This is a genomic window from Streptomyces sp. SM10, assembly GCF_002910915.1.
Taxonomy (GTDB): Bacteria; Actinomycetota; Actinomycetes; order Streptomycetales; family Streptomycetaceae; genus Streptomyces.
In genome coordinates this window covers 14,150-28,622 of record NZ_NEUF01000158.1, presented here as the reverse complement: position 1 = coordinate 28,622, position 14,473 = coordinate 14,150, and the positions used below count along the sequence as shown (strand labels likewise).

The 14,473-nt window shown below is 69.1% G+C and carries 16 protein-coding genes and 2 pseudogenes; 9 read left to right on the top strand and 9 right to left on the bottom strand.

The annotated features are described in order from the left end of the window. Positions 1-2 precede the first annotated feature (2 nt). The 5 genes from B9S57_RS25155 (at position 3) to B9S57_RS25130 (ending at position 3,427) form a co-directional block, all read left to right on the top strand. The gene (locus B9S57_RS25155; RefSeq protein ID WP_374935984.1) at positions 3-305 is read left to right on the top strand and encodes a type II toxin-antitoxin system Phd/YefM family antitoxin; all 303 of its coding nucleotides are present in this window, start codon (positions 3-5) and stop codon (positions 303-305) included. Then, positions 302-565, top strand: a complete 264-nt coding sequence (locus B9S57_RS25150) for a Txe/YoeB family addiction module toxin (protein ID WP_103517207.1) — start codon at positions 302-304, stop codon at positions 563-565. Before B9S57_RS25155 ends, B9S57_RS25150 begins: the two co-directional genes overlap by 4 nt. Before the next feature lie 22 nt (positions 566-587). Further along, the gene (locus tag B9S57_RS25145) at positions 588-791 is read left to right on the top strand and encodes a hypothetical protein (protein ID WP_103517862.1); all 204 of its coding nucleotides are present in this window, start codon (positions 588-590) and stop codon (positions 789-791) included. A gap of 465 nt (positions 792-1,256) precedes the next feature. Then, positions 1,257-1,982, top strand: coding sequence for a VOC family protein (locus tag B9S57_RS25135; protein WP_103517861.1), 726 nt, complete (start codon positions 1,257-1,259; stop codon positions 1,980-1,982). A gap of 299 nt (positions 1,983-2,281) precedes the next feature. Next, positions 2,282-3,427, top strand: coding sequence for an FUSC family protein (locus tag B9S57_RS25130; RefSeq protein WP_181011457.1), 1,146 nt, complete (start codon positions 2,282-2,284; stop codon positions 3,425-3,427). Between the two features lie 272 nt (positions 3,428-3,699). Here the strand turns inward: B9S57_RS25130 and B9S57_RS25125 are convergent. The 5 genes and pseudogenes from B9S57_RS25125 to B9S57_RS25100 form a co-directional block, all read right to left on the bottom strand. Next, positions 3,700-3,987 (bottom strand): annotated as a pseudogene (locus B9S57_RS25125) (NADPH-dependent oxidoreductase); the annotation flags it as partial. 207 nt (positions 3,988-4,194) lie between these two features. After that, positions 4,195-4,404: pseudogene (locus B9S57_RS25115) on the bottom strand (SDR family oxidoreductase); the annotation flags it as partial. Between the two features lie 3 nt (positions 4,405-4,407). Beyond that, positions 4,408-5,454, bottom strand: a complete 1,047-nt coding sequence (locus B9S57_RS25110; RefSeq protein ID WP_103517859.1) for an NAD-dependent epimerase/dehydratase family protein — start codon at positions 5,452-5,454, stop codon at positions 4,408-4,410. A 49-nt stretch (positions 5,455-5,503) separates the two neighbouring features. Beyond that, the gene (locus B9S57_RS25105; RefSeq protein WP_103517858.1) at positions 5,504-6,688 is read right to left on the bottom strand and encodes an alcohol dehydrogenase catalytic domain-containing protein; all 1,185 of its coding nucleotides are present in this window, start codon (positions 6,686-6,688) and stop codon (positions 5,504-5,506) included. 372 nt (positions 6,689-7,060) lie between these two features. Beyond that, positions 7,061-7,486: a PRC-barrel domain-containing protein gene (locus B9S57_RS25100; protein ID WP_103517857.1), complete on the bottom strand. Its 426-nt coding sequence runs from the start codon at positions 7,484-7,486 to the stop codon at positions 7,061-7,063. A 622-nt stretch (positions 7,487-8,108) separates the two neighbouring features. Between B9S57_RS25100 and B9S57_RS25095 the strand changes: the two genes are divergently transcribed. The 4 genes from B9S57_RS25095 to B9S57_RS35795 all read left to right on the top strand — a co-directional run bounded on the left by B9S57_RS25095 (position 8,109) and on the right by B9S57_RS35795 (position 10,985). After that, complete coding sequence (locus B9S57_RS25095; RefSeq protein ID WP_103517856.1) at positions 8,109-9,089, top strand: TIGR03557 family F420-dependent LLM class oxidoreductase; 981 nt, start codon at positions 8,109-8,111, stop codon at positions 9,087-9,089. 326 nt (positions 9,090-9,415) lie between these two features. Next, on the top strand, positions 9,416-9,742 hold the full coding sequence (locus B9S57_RS25090; RefSeq protein WP_103517855.1) for a plasmid stabilization protein: 327 nt from the start codon (positions 9,416-9,418) through the stop codon (positions 9,740-9,742). Between the two features lie 191 nt (positions 9,743-9,933). Next, positions 9,934-10,602: an HAD family hydrolase gene (locus B9S57_RS25085; protein ID WP_103517854.1), complete on the top strand. Its 669-nt coding sequence runs from the start codon at positions 9,934-9,936 to the stop codon at positions 10,600-10,602. A gap of 251 nt (positions 10,603-10,853) precedes the next feature. Then, complete coding sequence (locus tag B9S57_RS35795) at positions 10,854-10,985, top strand: hypothetical protein (protein WP_258036556.1); 132 nt, start codon at positions 10,854-10,856, stop codon at positions 10,983-10,985. Positions 10,986-11,829: 844 nt separating this feature from the next. Here the strand turns inward: B9S57_RS35795 and B9S57_RS35790 are convergent. The 4 genes from B9S57_RS35790 to B9S57_RS25070 all read right to left on the bottom strand — a co-directional run bounded on the left by B9S57_RS35790 (position 11,830) and on the right by B9S57_RS25070 (position 14,462). Beyond that, positions 11,830-12,048: a hypothetical protein gene (locus B9S57_RS35790; protein WP_258036555.1), complete on the bottom strand. Its 219-nt coding sequence runs from the start codon at positions 12,046-12,048 to the stop codon at positions 11,830-11,832. A gap of 26 nt (positions 12,049-12,074) precedes the next feature. Next, entirely contained in the window at positions 12,075-12,365 is a 291-nt protein-coding gene (locus B9S57_RS35785; RefSeq protein ID WP_258036554.1) for a hypothetical protein, read from the bottom strand. 133 nt (positions 12,366-12,498) lie between these two features. Further along, positions 12,499-14,013, bottom strand: coding sequence for an alpha/beta hydrolase (locus B9S57_RS25075; protein WP_103517853.1), 1,515 nt, complete (start codon positions 14,011-14,013; stop codon positions 12,499-12,501). A gap of 212 nt (positions 14,014-14,225) precedes the next feature. Then, positions 14,226-14,462 (bottom strand): hypothetical protein, encoded by a 237-nt coding sequence (locus B9S57_RS25070; RefSeq protein WP_146057806.1) that lies wholly within the window; start codon positions 14,460-14,462, stop codon positions 14,226-14,228. Positions 14,463-14,473 lie beyond the last annotated feature (11 nt).

Below are 14,473 nucleotides of genomic sequence, written 5' to 3'. Positions count from 1 at the left end.
CTCTGTACGTTATCGTGTACGTCATGAAGACGATGAGTGTCACCGAGCTACGCGCGGGCATCGCCGACGCCCTCGACGCGGTGGAGAACGACGCCGAGGAGCTGGTCATCACCCGGACCGGCCATGAGCCGATGGTCGTCGTCTCGCTCGCCGAGTACGAGGCACTGAAAGAGACCGATTACCTGCTGCGGTCGCCCGCGATGGCCGAGCGCCTGCGCAGGTCCATCGAGCAGGACCGGGCCGGCCAGGGTGCACTTCGCGAGCTGGTGGATCCCGATGACGAGGCCGGGCGTGGCGCCGCGTGAAGGTGCTGTTCGTCGACGACGGCTGGAACGATTACCTGTGGTGGCAGGGGAACGACCGCAAAATACTGAAGCGCATCAACCAGCTGATCGCCGACATCGACCGGGGCGGCCACGAAGGAATCGGCAAGCCCGAACCGCTGCGGAACGACCTCTCCGGCTACTGGTCGCGGCGTATCAACTCCGAACACCGGCTGGTGTACCGCATCGATGAGAACGCCGTCATCCACGTGGTGGCGTGCCGCTTCCACTACGAACGGTGAACCAGGCGCATACCCACGGGCCATGCCTCGGCTCTTGACAGCGCCCGTCAGCCTTCGCAGGACGCAGGCACGGGAGGCCGCGCAGCGACAGATTGAACGCGACAACCTGGCCGAACTCATCGCCGACCTCGACAAGACCAACGGCCCCGCCGACCCTCAAGCAGTGGCTTCCAAGCGGGCCAAGCTCACCAGTTCGGCCTCCTCCGATGCCGGTGCGGCCGCATGAACGGCGCACTCGTACTGGACAGCGAGGGTCTGGCCAAGACAGTCCAGCGTGACCGTGAAGTCCATGAGTGGCTGAACCGTTCCGGGTTCCGTAGATGCCGTCGGCCCCCGTGCACGGGCGCGCCCACCCTGCCGGTGGCGCACCACCCCTACGAGAGCGACCACTTCGAGCTTCGGGCGAGCCGGCCGCTTCTCCCTCACGCGGCGTGGAAGGACTGGGGCATGATGACCGCGGTGTGCACTGCCCGACGGTCACGCGGGCAGAGCGGCAGCGTGGGTGCGGGGCCGGTAGGTGTTCTTGCGGATTGGGCCGGCCGGGGCGCCCTCTGTCGATCGCGCGCATACCAGCGGACAGCGGATGCTGGTGGATGGTCGCCAGCAGGTGTTGGAAGGAGAGGGATAAGTGCATGGGTCGGACGAGCGACATCACGTGCCGGTGCAGGGAGCTCCGTGCTGGGTCAACCTGATGGTCGCTGATCTGGATGTGGCCAGGACCTTCTACGAGCAGGTTCTTGGCTGGCGGTTCCGGTCCAGTTCGCTGGACGACCAGTTCCTTGTTGCGATGGCGGGCGGCGATCCGGTGGCGGGGCTCGCAGCCCGCAGGCCCGGGCTGGCGTCGGCGTCGGTGTGGACGCCCTACTTCGCTGTGCGGGATGCCGACGCGACGGCCGCGCGGATCCGTGAGCGCGGTGCCACCGTGGCGGTTGGTCCGATGGCCGTCGGCGATGGGCGTGTCGGTTTGGCGGCGGACCGGGACGGGGCGATGTTCGGGTTCTGGGAGGGCTACACACTGGCCTGGCTGCCGGGAGAGGGCCGGGCGCCCACCCGGCTCGATCTGCAGACGCGCGACGTGTTCGATGCCGCGGTGTTCTACGGGGAAGTCCTCGGCTGGGCCACTGAGGAGGGCGTCGACATCGACTACCGGAATGATCACGTGCTGGTGAAGCTGAGGGGCCGGGTGATTCTGTCCCTGCGTGGCGGCGGCGTGCAGACCTCCCCTCTGGCTCAGTTGCGGCCCCGCTGGCTGGTGAACTTCGCCGTGGACGACGTCGAGCGGGCCGTGTCCGCAGCCATGAGGGCAGGAGGCAGCAGACCCCAGCCGTCACCTACTACGTGGGCGGCCAAGGGCTTCTCCCGGACTCTCCAGGACCCCGACGGGGGCCTGTTCACCCTCGCCCACCAGGAATCCTGACTCACCTGGCGCCGCCAACCGGCGGAACCAGGCGTGCGCGTCGGGGTCCTCGGGGTACTGGCTTTTCACGGCCACGCGTCCAACTCCTCGGCGCGGGGTGGTGTTGTCGGCGGACGCCGAGCGTTGCGCCCCTCTGGTGTGGTGTCTCACTCAAGAGGTGTGGCAAAGCCGGTGAAGGCTCCAAGCACCCGCGCAGCCGACAGCAGCCACACGTCCGGAACGGATCCACTGAATATCCGGCTGAGGGTCGACGAGAAGACCTGCCGGAACGGAAGGTGAGCGTTGAAGAGGGGAAGAGGTTGACAGGAAAGGTGAGCCCGGCGCGGGTGCGGCGGTGGGTCGGTCAGGAGTGGGCAGGGGTGCGGCGGTCCGTCCACAGCGCGTGTTTTGAGGCCGGTCCGGAGCGGGACACGCTCGTCCAGTCCCTCAAGGCAGCGGCGGCGGCGATAGCTGCGTGGGCGGTGAGCGGGTGGTGGTTCCAGGCGCCGATGGCCCTGTTGGCTCCGTGGACGGCGATCGCGATGGTCGGCAGCACGGTCTACCAGTCGGTACGCACGGGGATCCAGCAGTTCGCCATCATCGCCCTCGGAACCCTGTGGGCGTCCGCTTCGATGGCCTTCACACATGACCAGACCATGGCCGCCATGCTGCTCACCCTGCCGTTCATGATGCTGCTCGGCAACTACCGGCGCTTCGGAAGCCAGGGCATCTACGGTGCCACCACAGCTCTCTTCGTGATCACCGGTGGGGTGTCCAGCACGTCCACCGTGGGGCACAGGCTCCTGGAGACGCTGATCGGTGCGGTGATCGGTCTTCTGGTCAACGCATTCGTCCTCCCGCCCGTTCACCTGCGCAGCGTTCGCGACCGTCTGGTCCGTCTTACGCGGGAGACGGCGGACGTGCTCGGCGGCGTGGCGGAGGGACTCCGTGAGGAGGACGGGCTGGAGATGTCCGAGAGCTGGCATCACTCGGCCGGCAGCCTCACGGTGTCGCTGCAGAACGTGAGTGAGGCCCGCCGCTGGGCCATGGAAGGATCACGCTGGAACCCGGGAGGCCGACTGCGCCGCGTCGGCCCGACGCCCCCTCCGTTCGCCGAGGACACCCGGTGGGGCAGTGTCTGCACCCGCGTCCTGGCCCTCACCCGCACGCTCAAGACGATCAACGACGACACGGGGCTTCCCCCGCCGTCGCCGGACTTTCTGCGGCTGCTGTCCGACGTGCTGGGCCAGGCCAGCAGTATCTGCGCCATAGAAACCGACCTGCTCTCCGGGTCCGCAGCCGGAGCACTGCACGAACGCCGCGACGCAGCGTTCAGGGAAGCCTGGAGCACCCTCAGCTCACTCACCGGCACCTTCCACCAACAGGAACCATCGGCGTCGGCCGTCGGGGGCGAGCTACTGCTGGAAGCCCGCCGGTTGATGACGGAACTCGCACCTTCTGACTGAGTCGCGGGCAGCCCGCCTCACCTCCGCCACCTGCACGGGGCAGGCTTCGGACCGCTCGCGTGGCTCGATGGGCGTGGCTGAGGGTGCGCCATCTTTCGCTGTGTCACTGCGGAGAGACGTCCAGGTGCAGCGCTGCGGTCCAGAAGGCCGCTGTGCGGGCAACGTCTGTGACACCCGGGACAGGAATTCCGATTCTCGGCACGGGAGGCCCACGGTCGTTCGCTGGACTGGGGGTTACTTGCGCTGGCTGCTGAGGTGCGGCCCCCGGGCCGTCAGGCTGCCGAGTAGGGGCTGCCGGTGAGCGGGCGCGCAAGGTGGGTGGCGTTGGCCGCCAGGGTCTCGGTGGTCGTCGCGACGGCGTCGGGTGTCTTTTCCAGATCCCGGTAGCCGGTGCCGTGCATGGCTTCGCCGACCCAGTACGTGACGGCTCCGGGTGCGAGCGAGAAGCTGACGTCGCTGAGTCCCTGGAACACGTCCGCGCTCCCCTTGTGCGCGCCGTCCTCGTTGCCGACGACGGCCACGGCGGCGACCTTGCCGTACGTGTGCGGGCGGCCCTGGTCGCGATGGCTGACCCGGAGCAGCAGGGGTTGAGGTTGTCAGTGGTCTTCGACGCGGACGCGGATGGTCTGAAGGGCGGGGTCGGGAGGTTCATGCCCGGCTCGACGCCGGAGCACAGGTATCGCAGGAGGAATTGGGTGATCCGCTCACGGGGCAGTACGGCCGGAATGCCGGGCGGGTAGGGCGTGGGCACAGAGGCTTCTCTGGCGTCAGGGCAGGGGTGTGCCGCTGGTGGCGTTCATGATCTCGCCGGTGATGAAGGAGGCGTTCCTGGAAGCGAGGAAGACGTATGCGGGCGCCATTTCCGCGGGCTGGGCGGGTCGGCCGAACGGGCTCTGCCTCCCGAACTCGCTGGTGTCGGGCAGGGTCGCCGGGATGAGGGGCGTCCAGACGGGGCCGGGGGCAACGGCGTTGACGCGGCGTCAGCCGATCTTTCGGCCGGCCAACGGTGCGGTGCCCTCGCCGGTGCCTTCGCGCACACCTCGCAGGAAGGCGTTCAGCGCGTCTTCCGCCGTACGGGTGGGCTGCCAGCCCAGTACGTCCCGGGCCCGGCCGGAGTCCAACACGGGCAGGCGTAGCACCGCGTCGAACAGGTGCGGGGAGGCCGGTACGGCATGGGTCCGCCAAGCGGCCGCGACCGCGGTGCGAACCAGCGCCCTGGGAACCCGCACGACCCGGGCGTCGAGCACATCCGCGAGCCTGTGGGCATCGATGACCGGGGCCGCCGCCAGGTTGAAGGGGCCGCGCACATCGCGGAGCACGGCCAGCCGGTAAGCCTCGGCTGCATCGTCGGTGTGGAGCGTCTGGAAACGCAGCCCGTCCAGGTCGGGCACGAAGGGCAGCAGGTCGGGCCGTCGAAGGGGGCCGGGGGCGTAGCGGCCGGCGAAGATCCGCCGCTGCTCGGGGGCGGCGGTCTCCTTGAAGAGGAATCCGGGCCGCATCCGGACCACCCGGATCGGCGGGTGGTGCAGCTCGAACGTGTCCAGAACCCGTTCCAGATAGGCCTTCTCCCGGCAGTAGGCCGCGTCCGGCCAGCCGTCGGTGGGCCACCCCTCATCGACGCCGGGTTCGTCCTTCGGGCCCGGGGAGTAGGCGCCGACGGACGAGGCGTGCACCAGGGCGGGCACCCCGCTGCGTGCCACGGCCTCGAAGACGCGCCGAGACCCCAGCACGTTGCTCCGCCATGTCACGACGGGGTCGTGGGTGGGCTGGAAGCGCCATGCCAGGTGGACGACGGCATCGGCGCCCCGCAGGAGACCGACAAGCCGGTCTTCGCTGTCGGCCCGGGACAGGTCGATGGTGTCCCACTCCACCTTCGGGATCTCCAGCCCGGGCCGCCTGCGGGCCAGCCCCAGGACCGAGCCGATGTCCGGGTCGGCGGCGAACGCGCGCACCACGCTCGTCCCCACGTTGCCGGTGGCTCCCGTGACCACGACCCGCTTGCCGGGACGGGGGCCGTTGTTCTTCATGCCAGGGCTTCCTTCCTCCGTGGCCGCGGACCGGTCTCCGTCGCCCGGGTCAGGGGACGAGCAGGGTTTTGATCATGCCGTCGGCCTTCTTCTGGAACGTCTCGTAAGCCTTCGGGCCCTCCTCCAGTGGCAGGTGGTGAGTGGCGAAGGAGTCCACGCCCAGCGGGTCGTCGTCGGTGAGCAGGGGCAGCAGATCGTCCACCCATCGCTTGACGTTGGCCTGCCCCATGCGCAGCTGGATCTGCTTGTCGAACATGGTGAGCATGGGCATCGGGTCAGCGCTGCCGCCGTACACGCCGGAGACGGAGATCGTGCCGCCCCGGCGCACCAGGTCGATCGCCGCGTGCAGCGCGGCGAGACGGTCGATCCCCGCTGTTTCCATCATGCGCTGCGCGATCGCGTCGGGGAGCAGCCCGACCGCCGTGTGTGCCGCCTTGGCCACGGGGGAGCCGTGGGCCTCCATGCCGACCGCTTCGATCACCGCGTCCGTGCCGCGCCCGTCCGTGAGGTCGCGGACGGCGTCACCGAGGTTCTCGCCGTAGCGGCGCAGGTCGAGGCAGGTGGCGCCGTACCTGCTCGCCCGGTCGAGGCGTTCGGGGACCAGGTCCACGCCGATGACGAGATCGGCGCCCCGGTGGCGGGCGATCCGGGCGGCCATGGCGCCGATCGGTCCGAGGCCCAGGACGGTGACGCTGCCGCCGGGCGGGATGTTCGCGTACTGCACGGCCTGCCAGGCGGTGGGCAGCACGTCGGAGAGATACACGAATCGGTCATCCGAGGGCCCGTGCGGGACCTTGATGGGCAGGTCGTTGCCGAAGGGGACCCGCAGGTACTCGGCCTGACCGCCGGGCACCTGTCCGTAGAGCTTGGTGTACCCGAACAGTGACGCGCCGGTGCCACGCTCGCGCACCTGGGTGGTCTCGCACTGCGAATGCAGCCCCTGACCGCACATGTAGCAGTGCCCGCAGGACACGTTGAAGGGGATGACGACACGGTCCCCCGGAGCGACGGCGCTCACCTCACGGCCGACTTCCTCCACGACTCCCATGGGTTCGTGGCCCAGGATGTCGCCCGGGTCGAGGTAGGGCCCAAGGACCTCGTAGAGGTGAAGATCGGAACCGCAGATCCCGGTGGACGTGATCTTGACGATGATGTCCGTCGGATCCTGGATCTGCGGGTCCGGGACCGTCTCCACCCGGACATCCCGCTTTCCCTGGTAGGTCAGTGCGCGCACAGTCTGCTCCCTGCTTCGTCCGCATTCGTAGACGAGTGTGGTGGGTTCCCACCCTGACAATCGCGAAACACGCAGACCGGTCGCGGGGCGGAACACAAGCGGCCCCATTGTGATGATGCAGTCCTGGAGAACACTGTTCTCATCGTGGTCGACATGATCAATACATACGATCACCCCGACGCCGGAGCGGGCGCGGGCGAGGAGGCGGGCGATGTGGGGGGAGTGCGCTCCGAACGGAGGGAACGAGTACCTCACCGCACCAAGCGGGCAGGAAGGGTCCGCCGCAGGGGAACACGACCGGCCGACACTTGCCGTCGGCCCTTCGAGACACTCCACGCCCCGGTCAGTGAAGCCAACAAGGCTTGCGACCTGTCACATGTGCGCGCGGAACGGGAAACCCGGGTAGATGTATCCCGGGCTCCAGAACGGCGCATAGTTGTAGTACCCGTAGACGCTCGCATAATGGTCCGACTTATCGGCGAGTTCGGGGCTGTAGACAGGGGCTCCTGCGACGCGCTCCCGCGCCTGGTCGATGAAGACCTGATCGCCCGTAACCCTCGCCACGGCGTCCACCGGAATGAATGACTTCGTCTCACCGAATCCCAGAAATCCTCCATGCGCTACGAGAAGGAAACGCACCTTGCGCTCCGACTCGTCGATCAGGAGGTCTTCGATCTTTCCGACATCGTCTCCGTCGGCGCCGGTGACCTTACGGCCGCGGACGTCCTCGTCGGGAAACTCCACGGTCTGCCCGGACTCACTGAGCTTACTGAGAATGGGCGCGCTGTTTCCTGACACAAAAACTCCTCCTCCCGCGGACCGGCTCCCCGTACAGGCAACTGAAACGTCGGGCCGGCCGCACAGTGCCACGATGATCCGTGTCGACGGCTACCGCCTACCCGACAGGTTGCGGAGCATTCGGGCCGCTCCAGGCCTCCAGATGCCCCTGTCGCCCCCTCCCACAAGCATGGACACCACCCGAGGGATGGCCGAAGGCGAGACCGCAGGACCGTAATCGCTGGCCGGACGCACTCACGCGCCCGGCGACCTGTGCCGTCCAGAAGGCGTCCCCGAGCTCATGGGCCTGCACCTTCAGCGCACGTGAAGATGGGCGTCCTCGGGCACACCGATGGGCCCAGGGAGATCGTCTACGGGTCTTCCCGCACCAGGGCCGTGACGACAGCGACAGCGTGGCACAAGGGCCCGCACAGCGGTGCCGGCCGTAGCAGGTCTGTCGATCGGGCACGTGCCAGCGGCCCACGGGATCGCTGAGGGGGCGGTCGTCGAGCAGGTTTCGGAGGCGCGGCACGAAACACACCCGCTTCCGAAGGGCTGTCGCCCGACCGCCGGAGTTACGGACGCTCTCGGTCGGGTACCTCTGTGCGAACGAAATGCCCGAGGCACAAGGAGCGAGGACATCATGCAGATCGGTTACAAACTCGCCGCCGAGGCGTTCGGTCCGGCAGAACTCGTAAGGCAGGCGGTTCTCGCCGAGCAGGCAGGCTTCGACTTCGTCGAGATCAGCGATCACTTCCACCCCTGGCTCGACAACCAGGGGCATTCGCCGTTCGCCTGGACCGTACTGGGGAGTATCGCGGCCAAGACCTCGAGCATCGGGCTGGCGACGGGCGTGACCTGCCCCACCGTGCGCTACCACCCGGCTGTCATCGCCCAGGCCGCGGCGACCCTCGCACTGCTTTCGGAGGGCCGATTCGTCCTGGGCGTGGGGTCCGGCGAGCGGCTGAACGAGCACGTCGTAGGCCACGGTTTCCCCGACGCGGTCAGCACCAGGCACGAGATGCTCCGGGAAGCCCTGGAGATCATCCGGTTGTTGTGGAGCGGGGGGTACCGCTCCTACGAGGGGAAGCATCTGCGGTTGGAGGACGCCCGGGTGTTCGACCTGCCCGAGCAGTCGCCCCCGATCGCGGTGGCCGCCAGCGGCCGGGCGTCGACGCGGATCGCCGCGGAACTGGGCGACGGCCTGTTCGCCACGGAGGACAAGCCGGAGATTGTTCAGGACTACCGTGATGCGGGAGGCTCGGGCCCCTGTTACGCGGAGGTCCCGATGGCCTGGGCCCCCGACGAGCACACCGCGGCCCGGGCAGCCCTGGAGACGTCGCGCTGGGCCGTGACCGGGTGGAAGGTCATGAGCGAACTGCCCAATCCTGTCAACTTCGACGCTGCGACCACGACCGTGCGCGAGCAGGACATCCTGGAGAAGTTCGCGTGCGGCCCAAACCCCTCCCGCTACACCGACAGGGCGCAGCGCTTCGTCGACGCGGGCTTCGACAGGCTCGTCATGCAGAACGCCGGCCCGGATCCCGACGGATTCATCGACTTCTACCGGCGTGAACTCGACGGGCCCCTCAGGCAGCTCCGTCCGAAGGCCGCGGGAGACTGAGGAAGAGCGCCTCAGGTGCGGCTCCTATGGGCGGCCAGGGTCTTCCCGACGCCGGTCCGCCGCCGGAGCAGAGTTGCGGCAGCCGGCCCGTCACCCGGGCGGACGGCCCATGACGCCCACGACGAGAATTCCTCGGCCCGGGGGGCGGGTAGGGGCCGTGTGCCGGAATCGTGCGACCCCCTCGCGCGAGCCGTGAGCGTGCCCCACCGCGTCCGGCGCTGTTTAGTGGTGCCCGTACGGGAAACGCGAACCGACGGCCGCCGGTCCTGCGGGACGTGCCGACACGTTTCCCGCGCCTGACCACGGCGAAGTGGAAGGAGTGCACCATGCCTGCGGGATCAACCCCCAAACGCGAACGTCAGTACGAGCACATCAAGGACAGCCAGGAGGAGCGGGGCGCCTCCGATCGACGGGCGAAGGAAATCGCGGCCCGGACGGTGAACAAGGAACGAGCCCGGTCCGGCGAGTCCGAGCAGGCGAGCAAGACGTCCACACAGGACAGGAAATCCGCCTACCAACGCGGGGGTGAACGTTCTCACAAGGGCGCTCAGGGCCCCACGAAGGACCAGCTCTACCAAGAGGCCAGGAAGAAGAACATCGACGGCCGCTCCTCCATGAACAAGGACGAATTGCGCAAGGCTCTCGGCCGCTGACCGGCTCCCGGCCGAGCCAAGCCGGATCGGCCGTTCGCTCGCAATCTGCCGCAACGGGCACCGCCCGGCCACGAGCCGCCCGGCACCACGATCGACACGGCCTTCCGGCGGCACGGCGGTCCACGGGCCGGTGCGGCGAAGGACCAAGTGGCCGAGGCGACGACCCGGCCGGTACGAAGGAGTGAGTGCACATGCCAGGCGCGGCGATCTTCGACGTGGACGGCACGCTGACCGACACCAACCACCTCCACGTGGTGGCCTGGTGGGAGGCGTTCAGGCAGGCGGGGCACACCGTGCCCATGGCAGACATCCATCAGGCGATCGGCCTCAGCTCCACGGAGCTCATCGAGCGGCTGCTCGGAGGCCGCCGTGACCGGGAACAGGATTCCGCCATCAGCTCCGCGCACACGGTGCTCTACGGGACCTACTCCGACCGCCTGCCCGCCTTCCCCGGCGCGGGCGACCTGCTGCGCACCCTGGACGCACGCGGCTGGCGCATCGTGCTCGCCACATCGGCCAGCGGTTCGGAACTGTCGGCCCTGCGTCGGGCCATAGACGCGGACGACGCCATCTGGAAGACGGCGAGTTCGGACGACGTCGCCGAAGGGAAGCCCTCACCCGAGCCCGTGCGACTGGCCTGTGAGCTGGCCGACGTCCCTGCCGGGCAGGCGGTCTTCGTGGGTGACTCCGTGTGGGACATGGAGGCGGCGACGCGGGCCGGAGTGCGGGCGGTGGCGGTGCTGTCGGGCGGCATTCCCCGCACCGCCCTGGAACGGGCCGGCGCCGACGTGGTCTACCAAAACGCCGCTGAGCTGCTCGCCCGCCTCGACGACAGCCCCTTCGCACCGACGCCTGCCTGAGACGTCCTGCGCTCGTCCCGATGGGCCGGGGACTCGACCACCGCTCAGGGCCCGCACAGACGCCGCGTGGGCGGCCGTCAGCTGACCCGGATCACGACGCAACGCGGCCTCCACCAGCATGTCAGTCACGCCTTGTGCCCAGCCCAGCCCACACAGCCGTCCGCGTCCCCTTCCAAGGCAGCCGACCCAACGGTGCAAGCGCCAACGCAACAGTGATCACGTCAAGCTCCGCTGCCTGGGCGAGCAGGCCCATGGCGGCCCTGAAGATGTGGCAGCTCCTCCGGAAGCTCAGCCGCACCATCGCGATCGTCAAAGCCGCACTCGTCCGGAAGGGAACAGCGGCGGCCGCCGACAGCGGCACCACCGTCGTCACCTCGGACTGACACTCGGCGGCCCACTTCGGCTGCTTGCCTACGGACACCGCGGTGCGGGCCGCCTCGTCAAGGCGGCCCGCACCACGGCGGAAGGCGCTCAAGACCGCCAACCTGTGTGCCAGATCCCGAGGTCAACTCGGTCGTGGGACCGCGCCACGACACTCCCTCAGGAAACCGCTCGAACTGCATTGTTCGGTCCGGTTCCGGTTCCGGTTCCACCGATAGATGCCGCGTCACAGACTTCCGGGCAGCGCCCCTACCTGTTCATGTGGACGCCACCGTCGCCATTGCTCGATGGCCGGCACCTGTGACCCTGAACCGGTCGCCACGCGCTCCAACAAGCGAGCCGCCGGCGCCCGCTGCTCCTGGCCCGACCGAGAACCTCTCCCTCAAGGCCCGCCCCGGGCACCGTAGCCCCGGTGAGCGCCGGTACCTCCACGACCGAGACGGCACCGGGGATGCCGCCCCCCCCCTTCACCATCAAGGAGAACGACGGAGCCAGACGGCATGAGTGACCAGGGCATCCCGCCGTTCAGGCGGCCGTGGGAGCGACAATCACAACGCCCTCTCAGGCGATCGCCGATGCGGTGGTCGACGCGGCCCTGGCGTAGCTGACGTCGAAACAGACGGGAAACCGGATGTGGTCCAGCGGCCAGGTGCGGAAGGCGTCCAGTTGTTCGTCCAGGTCTCCGCAGATCCCGGTGGTAACCGACGGTCGTGATGCCCGAGTACGGCTCCCCGGCGAAGCAGTGGCGGGCGGCATCCTCCAGGCGGCGGATCCGGCTCTCCCGCTACGCCTTCGTCCTGCCCTTCAACACGAGCTGTTCGACCCGGTGACGCCGGACGAGCGGGGTCAGCCCGCCCCGCCGTCGAGCAGCCTGCTGTAGCGCAGCCGCAGCGCCCGCTCCGTGCTGGCCGCCACGGTGACGAGTCCGAGCACGGCGTTGCCCCAGCCCGGCAGATCGGCGGGCGAGGTGAAGGTCCCGACGTACTGGGCGAGTCCCTCCGGGTCCCGGGTGACCTGTTCGACGAGCTGAAGGATCAGGAGGACCAGGCCCATGACGAGCATCATCACCGAGAGGGAACCGAACAGGCGGCTCAGCGCGGGGTGTGCACGGTCGAGGCGCGCACGGTGCCCCTCGGCGGAGGCAGTATCCGGGACGAGCTGGAACTCGGCCCCCCGGCGGTGACGTAGTGGCAGCGCTTGAGCCCGAAATTGCTCGCCCTCACTTCGACGGTGCCGCCCTGGACGGGGAAGACGGCGGGGACTCTGGACACAGCATGAAGCCTGCCATCGAGATACAGGTGGGCCTTGACGTGGCCGTTCGACGACTGCTTTTGATGCCTTACGTCGACGGTGTAGACCGTCTGCCGACCGTCGTCACTCATCAGCCGAAGATGGAACAGTGCGCGGGTGAGCATCTGCCACCAGCGGAAACGCTTCAACGGTCGCCCGTCCCCGGGCTTGACCCGCTGCACGGCCCGACGATGCCGCCACTCCTTGAACATGGCTCCGCTCCCGTTACTCACTCGGCTCCGCCGCGCAGGCGAGGTCCCGCGACGGGCGCTGCCCGGTGGTCAGGAACGTCGTCGCCGCGTCGTTGGCGCACGTGTTGGGGCCGAACGGATAGACGCCGTGCCCGCCCTGGTCGGCCGTCACCATGGTGGCCCGCTTCCCGAACGCCCGCCGCAGCTCCTGGGCGCCGGCCAGCGGGGTCCCCGGGTCGCGCTCGTTCTGCAGCATGAGCACGTTCGACGGGCCCCGCTCCCCGATGCGCACCGGCGGCTCGACCCGTGTGTCCGGCCAGAAGGCGCACGGTCCGATGCCTGCCGCGGACCCGCCGAGCATGGGGTACCTCACCCGGTCGACCGCGACATTGCGCTGATGCTCCCGGACCGTCCCCGGCCAGCGCGTATCCCCACAGATCACATAGAACCGGGCCGCCATGAAGTTCTCCATGCCGTCCATCGTCGGCGGGGTGTCGGGCGGCAGCGGCCGGTCCTTGTCGAGCGCCTGCCACATCTCGGCCACCAGGGGCATGGACGCGTCGCTGTAGAGGCGGTCGAACGTGATCCCTCGGAACAGGGTCGCGTCCATGCCCTGGACCGGCTTCACCTCCAGCCGCTTCGCGAGCTCGAAGAACTTCGCGGTCACCTGCTCCGGTGTGGTGCCCAGGCCGTACTCGGGGTGCGCGGCGGCGAACGCCGCGAAGTCCGGGAACCGGTCCTCCATCCCACGGGCGAGCGACCGCGTGGCCGTGACGTCGTAACCGCCGGGGCCCAGGTTGCTGTCGAGCACGATCCGGTCGCCGCGCTTCGGGAACATCGTCGCGTACACCGCACCGAGGTAACTGCCATAGGACCCACCGAGGTACGAGAGCCTCGGCTCGCCCAGTGCCGCCCGGATCCGGTCCATGTCACGCGCGGTGTTCGCGGTGGTGGTGTGCGGCAGCATCCAGGCCGTCCGCGAGGTGGCGCACTGCCCGGCGACGGTTCGCGCGTTCCCCGCCTCCCGCGCGACATCGGCCGCGGTGTACGCGTACGGCGGCAGGTTGCCGCGGTCGCGCTGTGCCTGCGTCAGATCGCAGGTCACCGGCGTGCTGCGGCCGGTGCCCCGCGGGTCGAAGCCGATCACGTCGTAGGAGTCCAGCACGTCCTGCGGCAGCCCCGAAGCGGCGAGAGCGACCGGGTAGCCGAGACCTGAGATGCCGGGGCCGCCCGGATTGGTCAGCAGCACACCGCGGCGCTGCGACGGCTTCTCGCTCGCCAGCCGGGAGATCGCTACATCGATCTGCCGGCCGTCGGGATTGCGGTAGTCCAACGGGACTTCGAGTGTCGAGCACTCGAGACGGGATGACGCGGCCTTACCGGGCGAAGGGGTCTTCTTCTCCGAGCACGGGCCCCACCGCACGGTGTCCGGCGTCGTCACCGCGGTGCCGGGCGTCGCCACCGACACTTCCGGAAGCACGGTCAGCGCCGCGGCGGCCGCCGTCACCGTGGTGGCTGCGAGGGCGAGGGACAAGGTCTTCCTACGCATCTGATGTCCTCCTGAGGGCGTACGGGGGCGCTGAAACGGGGCGTGCTCGGGACGGCCCCGCCCGCCGGCCGTTCATGCGTACCAGCGCGTCGATCCGGGCGGAGTTGTGGAGACCGTGGGCGGCCAGAGCTGGGCATGGGGACGGCGCATGCTGTCCCCGGGGGCGCGGGGGCACACATGCCGCGGGGGCGGTTCTGTCGCCCGGATGGGCGTCAGGTCGTTCCTCGGTCGCGGATTCCCCCGGGATTTCCGGCCCGCTCGATGATCGGTTCCCTGCGGGTGTGTGCCCAGCCACCGGATACCGTTGCGACGAGCGTGATGAGTCCGAGGTGGATCATCTGGCCGGTGAGGCCGCCGGGGACCCGGTCGAGGATGCCCCACAGCGGCTCGGAGTCCTGGTTGAGCAGAGCGCGGATCATCCCTTGGGCGGCCAGGGCTGTGATCACCATGCCGACCGCCT

Bases quoted from the DNA above. Each gene is read 5' to 3' on its own strand.
- B9S57_RS25070 (WP_146057806.1), bottom strand. From the start codon at position 14,462: ATGGTGATCACAGCCCTGGCCGCCCAAGGGATGATCCGCGCTCTGCTC.
- B9S57_RS25075 (WP_103517853.1), bottom strand. From the start codon at position 14,013: ATGCGTAGGAAGACCTTGTCCCTCGCCCTCGCAGCCACCACGGTGACG.
- B9S57_RS25090 (WP_103517855.1), top strand. From the start codon at position 9,416: ATGCCTGCGGGATCAACCCCCAAACGCGAACGTCAGTACGAGCACATC.
- B9S57_RS35795 (WP_258036556.1), top strand. From the start codon at position 10,854: ATGGCGGCCCTGAAGATGTGGCAGCTCCTCCGGAAGCTCAGCCGCACC.
- B9S57_RS25095 (WP_103517856.1), top strand. From the start codon at position 8,109: ATGCAGATCGGTTACAAACTCGCCGCCGAGGCGTTCGGTCCGGCAGAA.
- B9S57_RS25110 (WP_103517859.1), bottom strand. From the start codon at position 5,454: ATGAAGAACAACGGCCCCCGTCCCGGCAAGCGGGTCGTGGTCACGGGA.
- B9S57_RS25085 (WP_103517854.1), top strand. From the start codon at position 9,934: ATGCCAGGCGCGGCGATCTTCGACGTGGACGGCACGCTGACCGACACC.
- B9S57_RS25135 (WP_103517861.1), top strand. From the start codon at position 1,257: ATGGTCGCTGATCTGGATGTGGCCAGGACCTTCTACGAGCAGGTTCTT.
- B9S57_RS35790 (WP_258036555.1), bottom strand. From the start codon at position 12,048: ATGATGCTCGTCATGGGCCTGGTCCTCCTGATCCTTCAGCTCGTCGAA.
- B9S57_RS25145 (WP_103517862.1), top strand. From the start codon at position 588: ATGCCTCGGCTCTTGACAGCGCCCGTCAGCCTTCGCAGGACGCAGGCA.
- B9S57_RS35785 (WP_258036554.1), bottom strand. From the start codon at position 12,365: ATGAGTGACGACGGTCGGCAGACGGTCTACACCGTCGACGTAAGGCAT.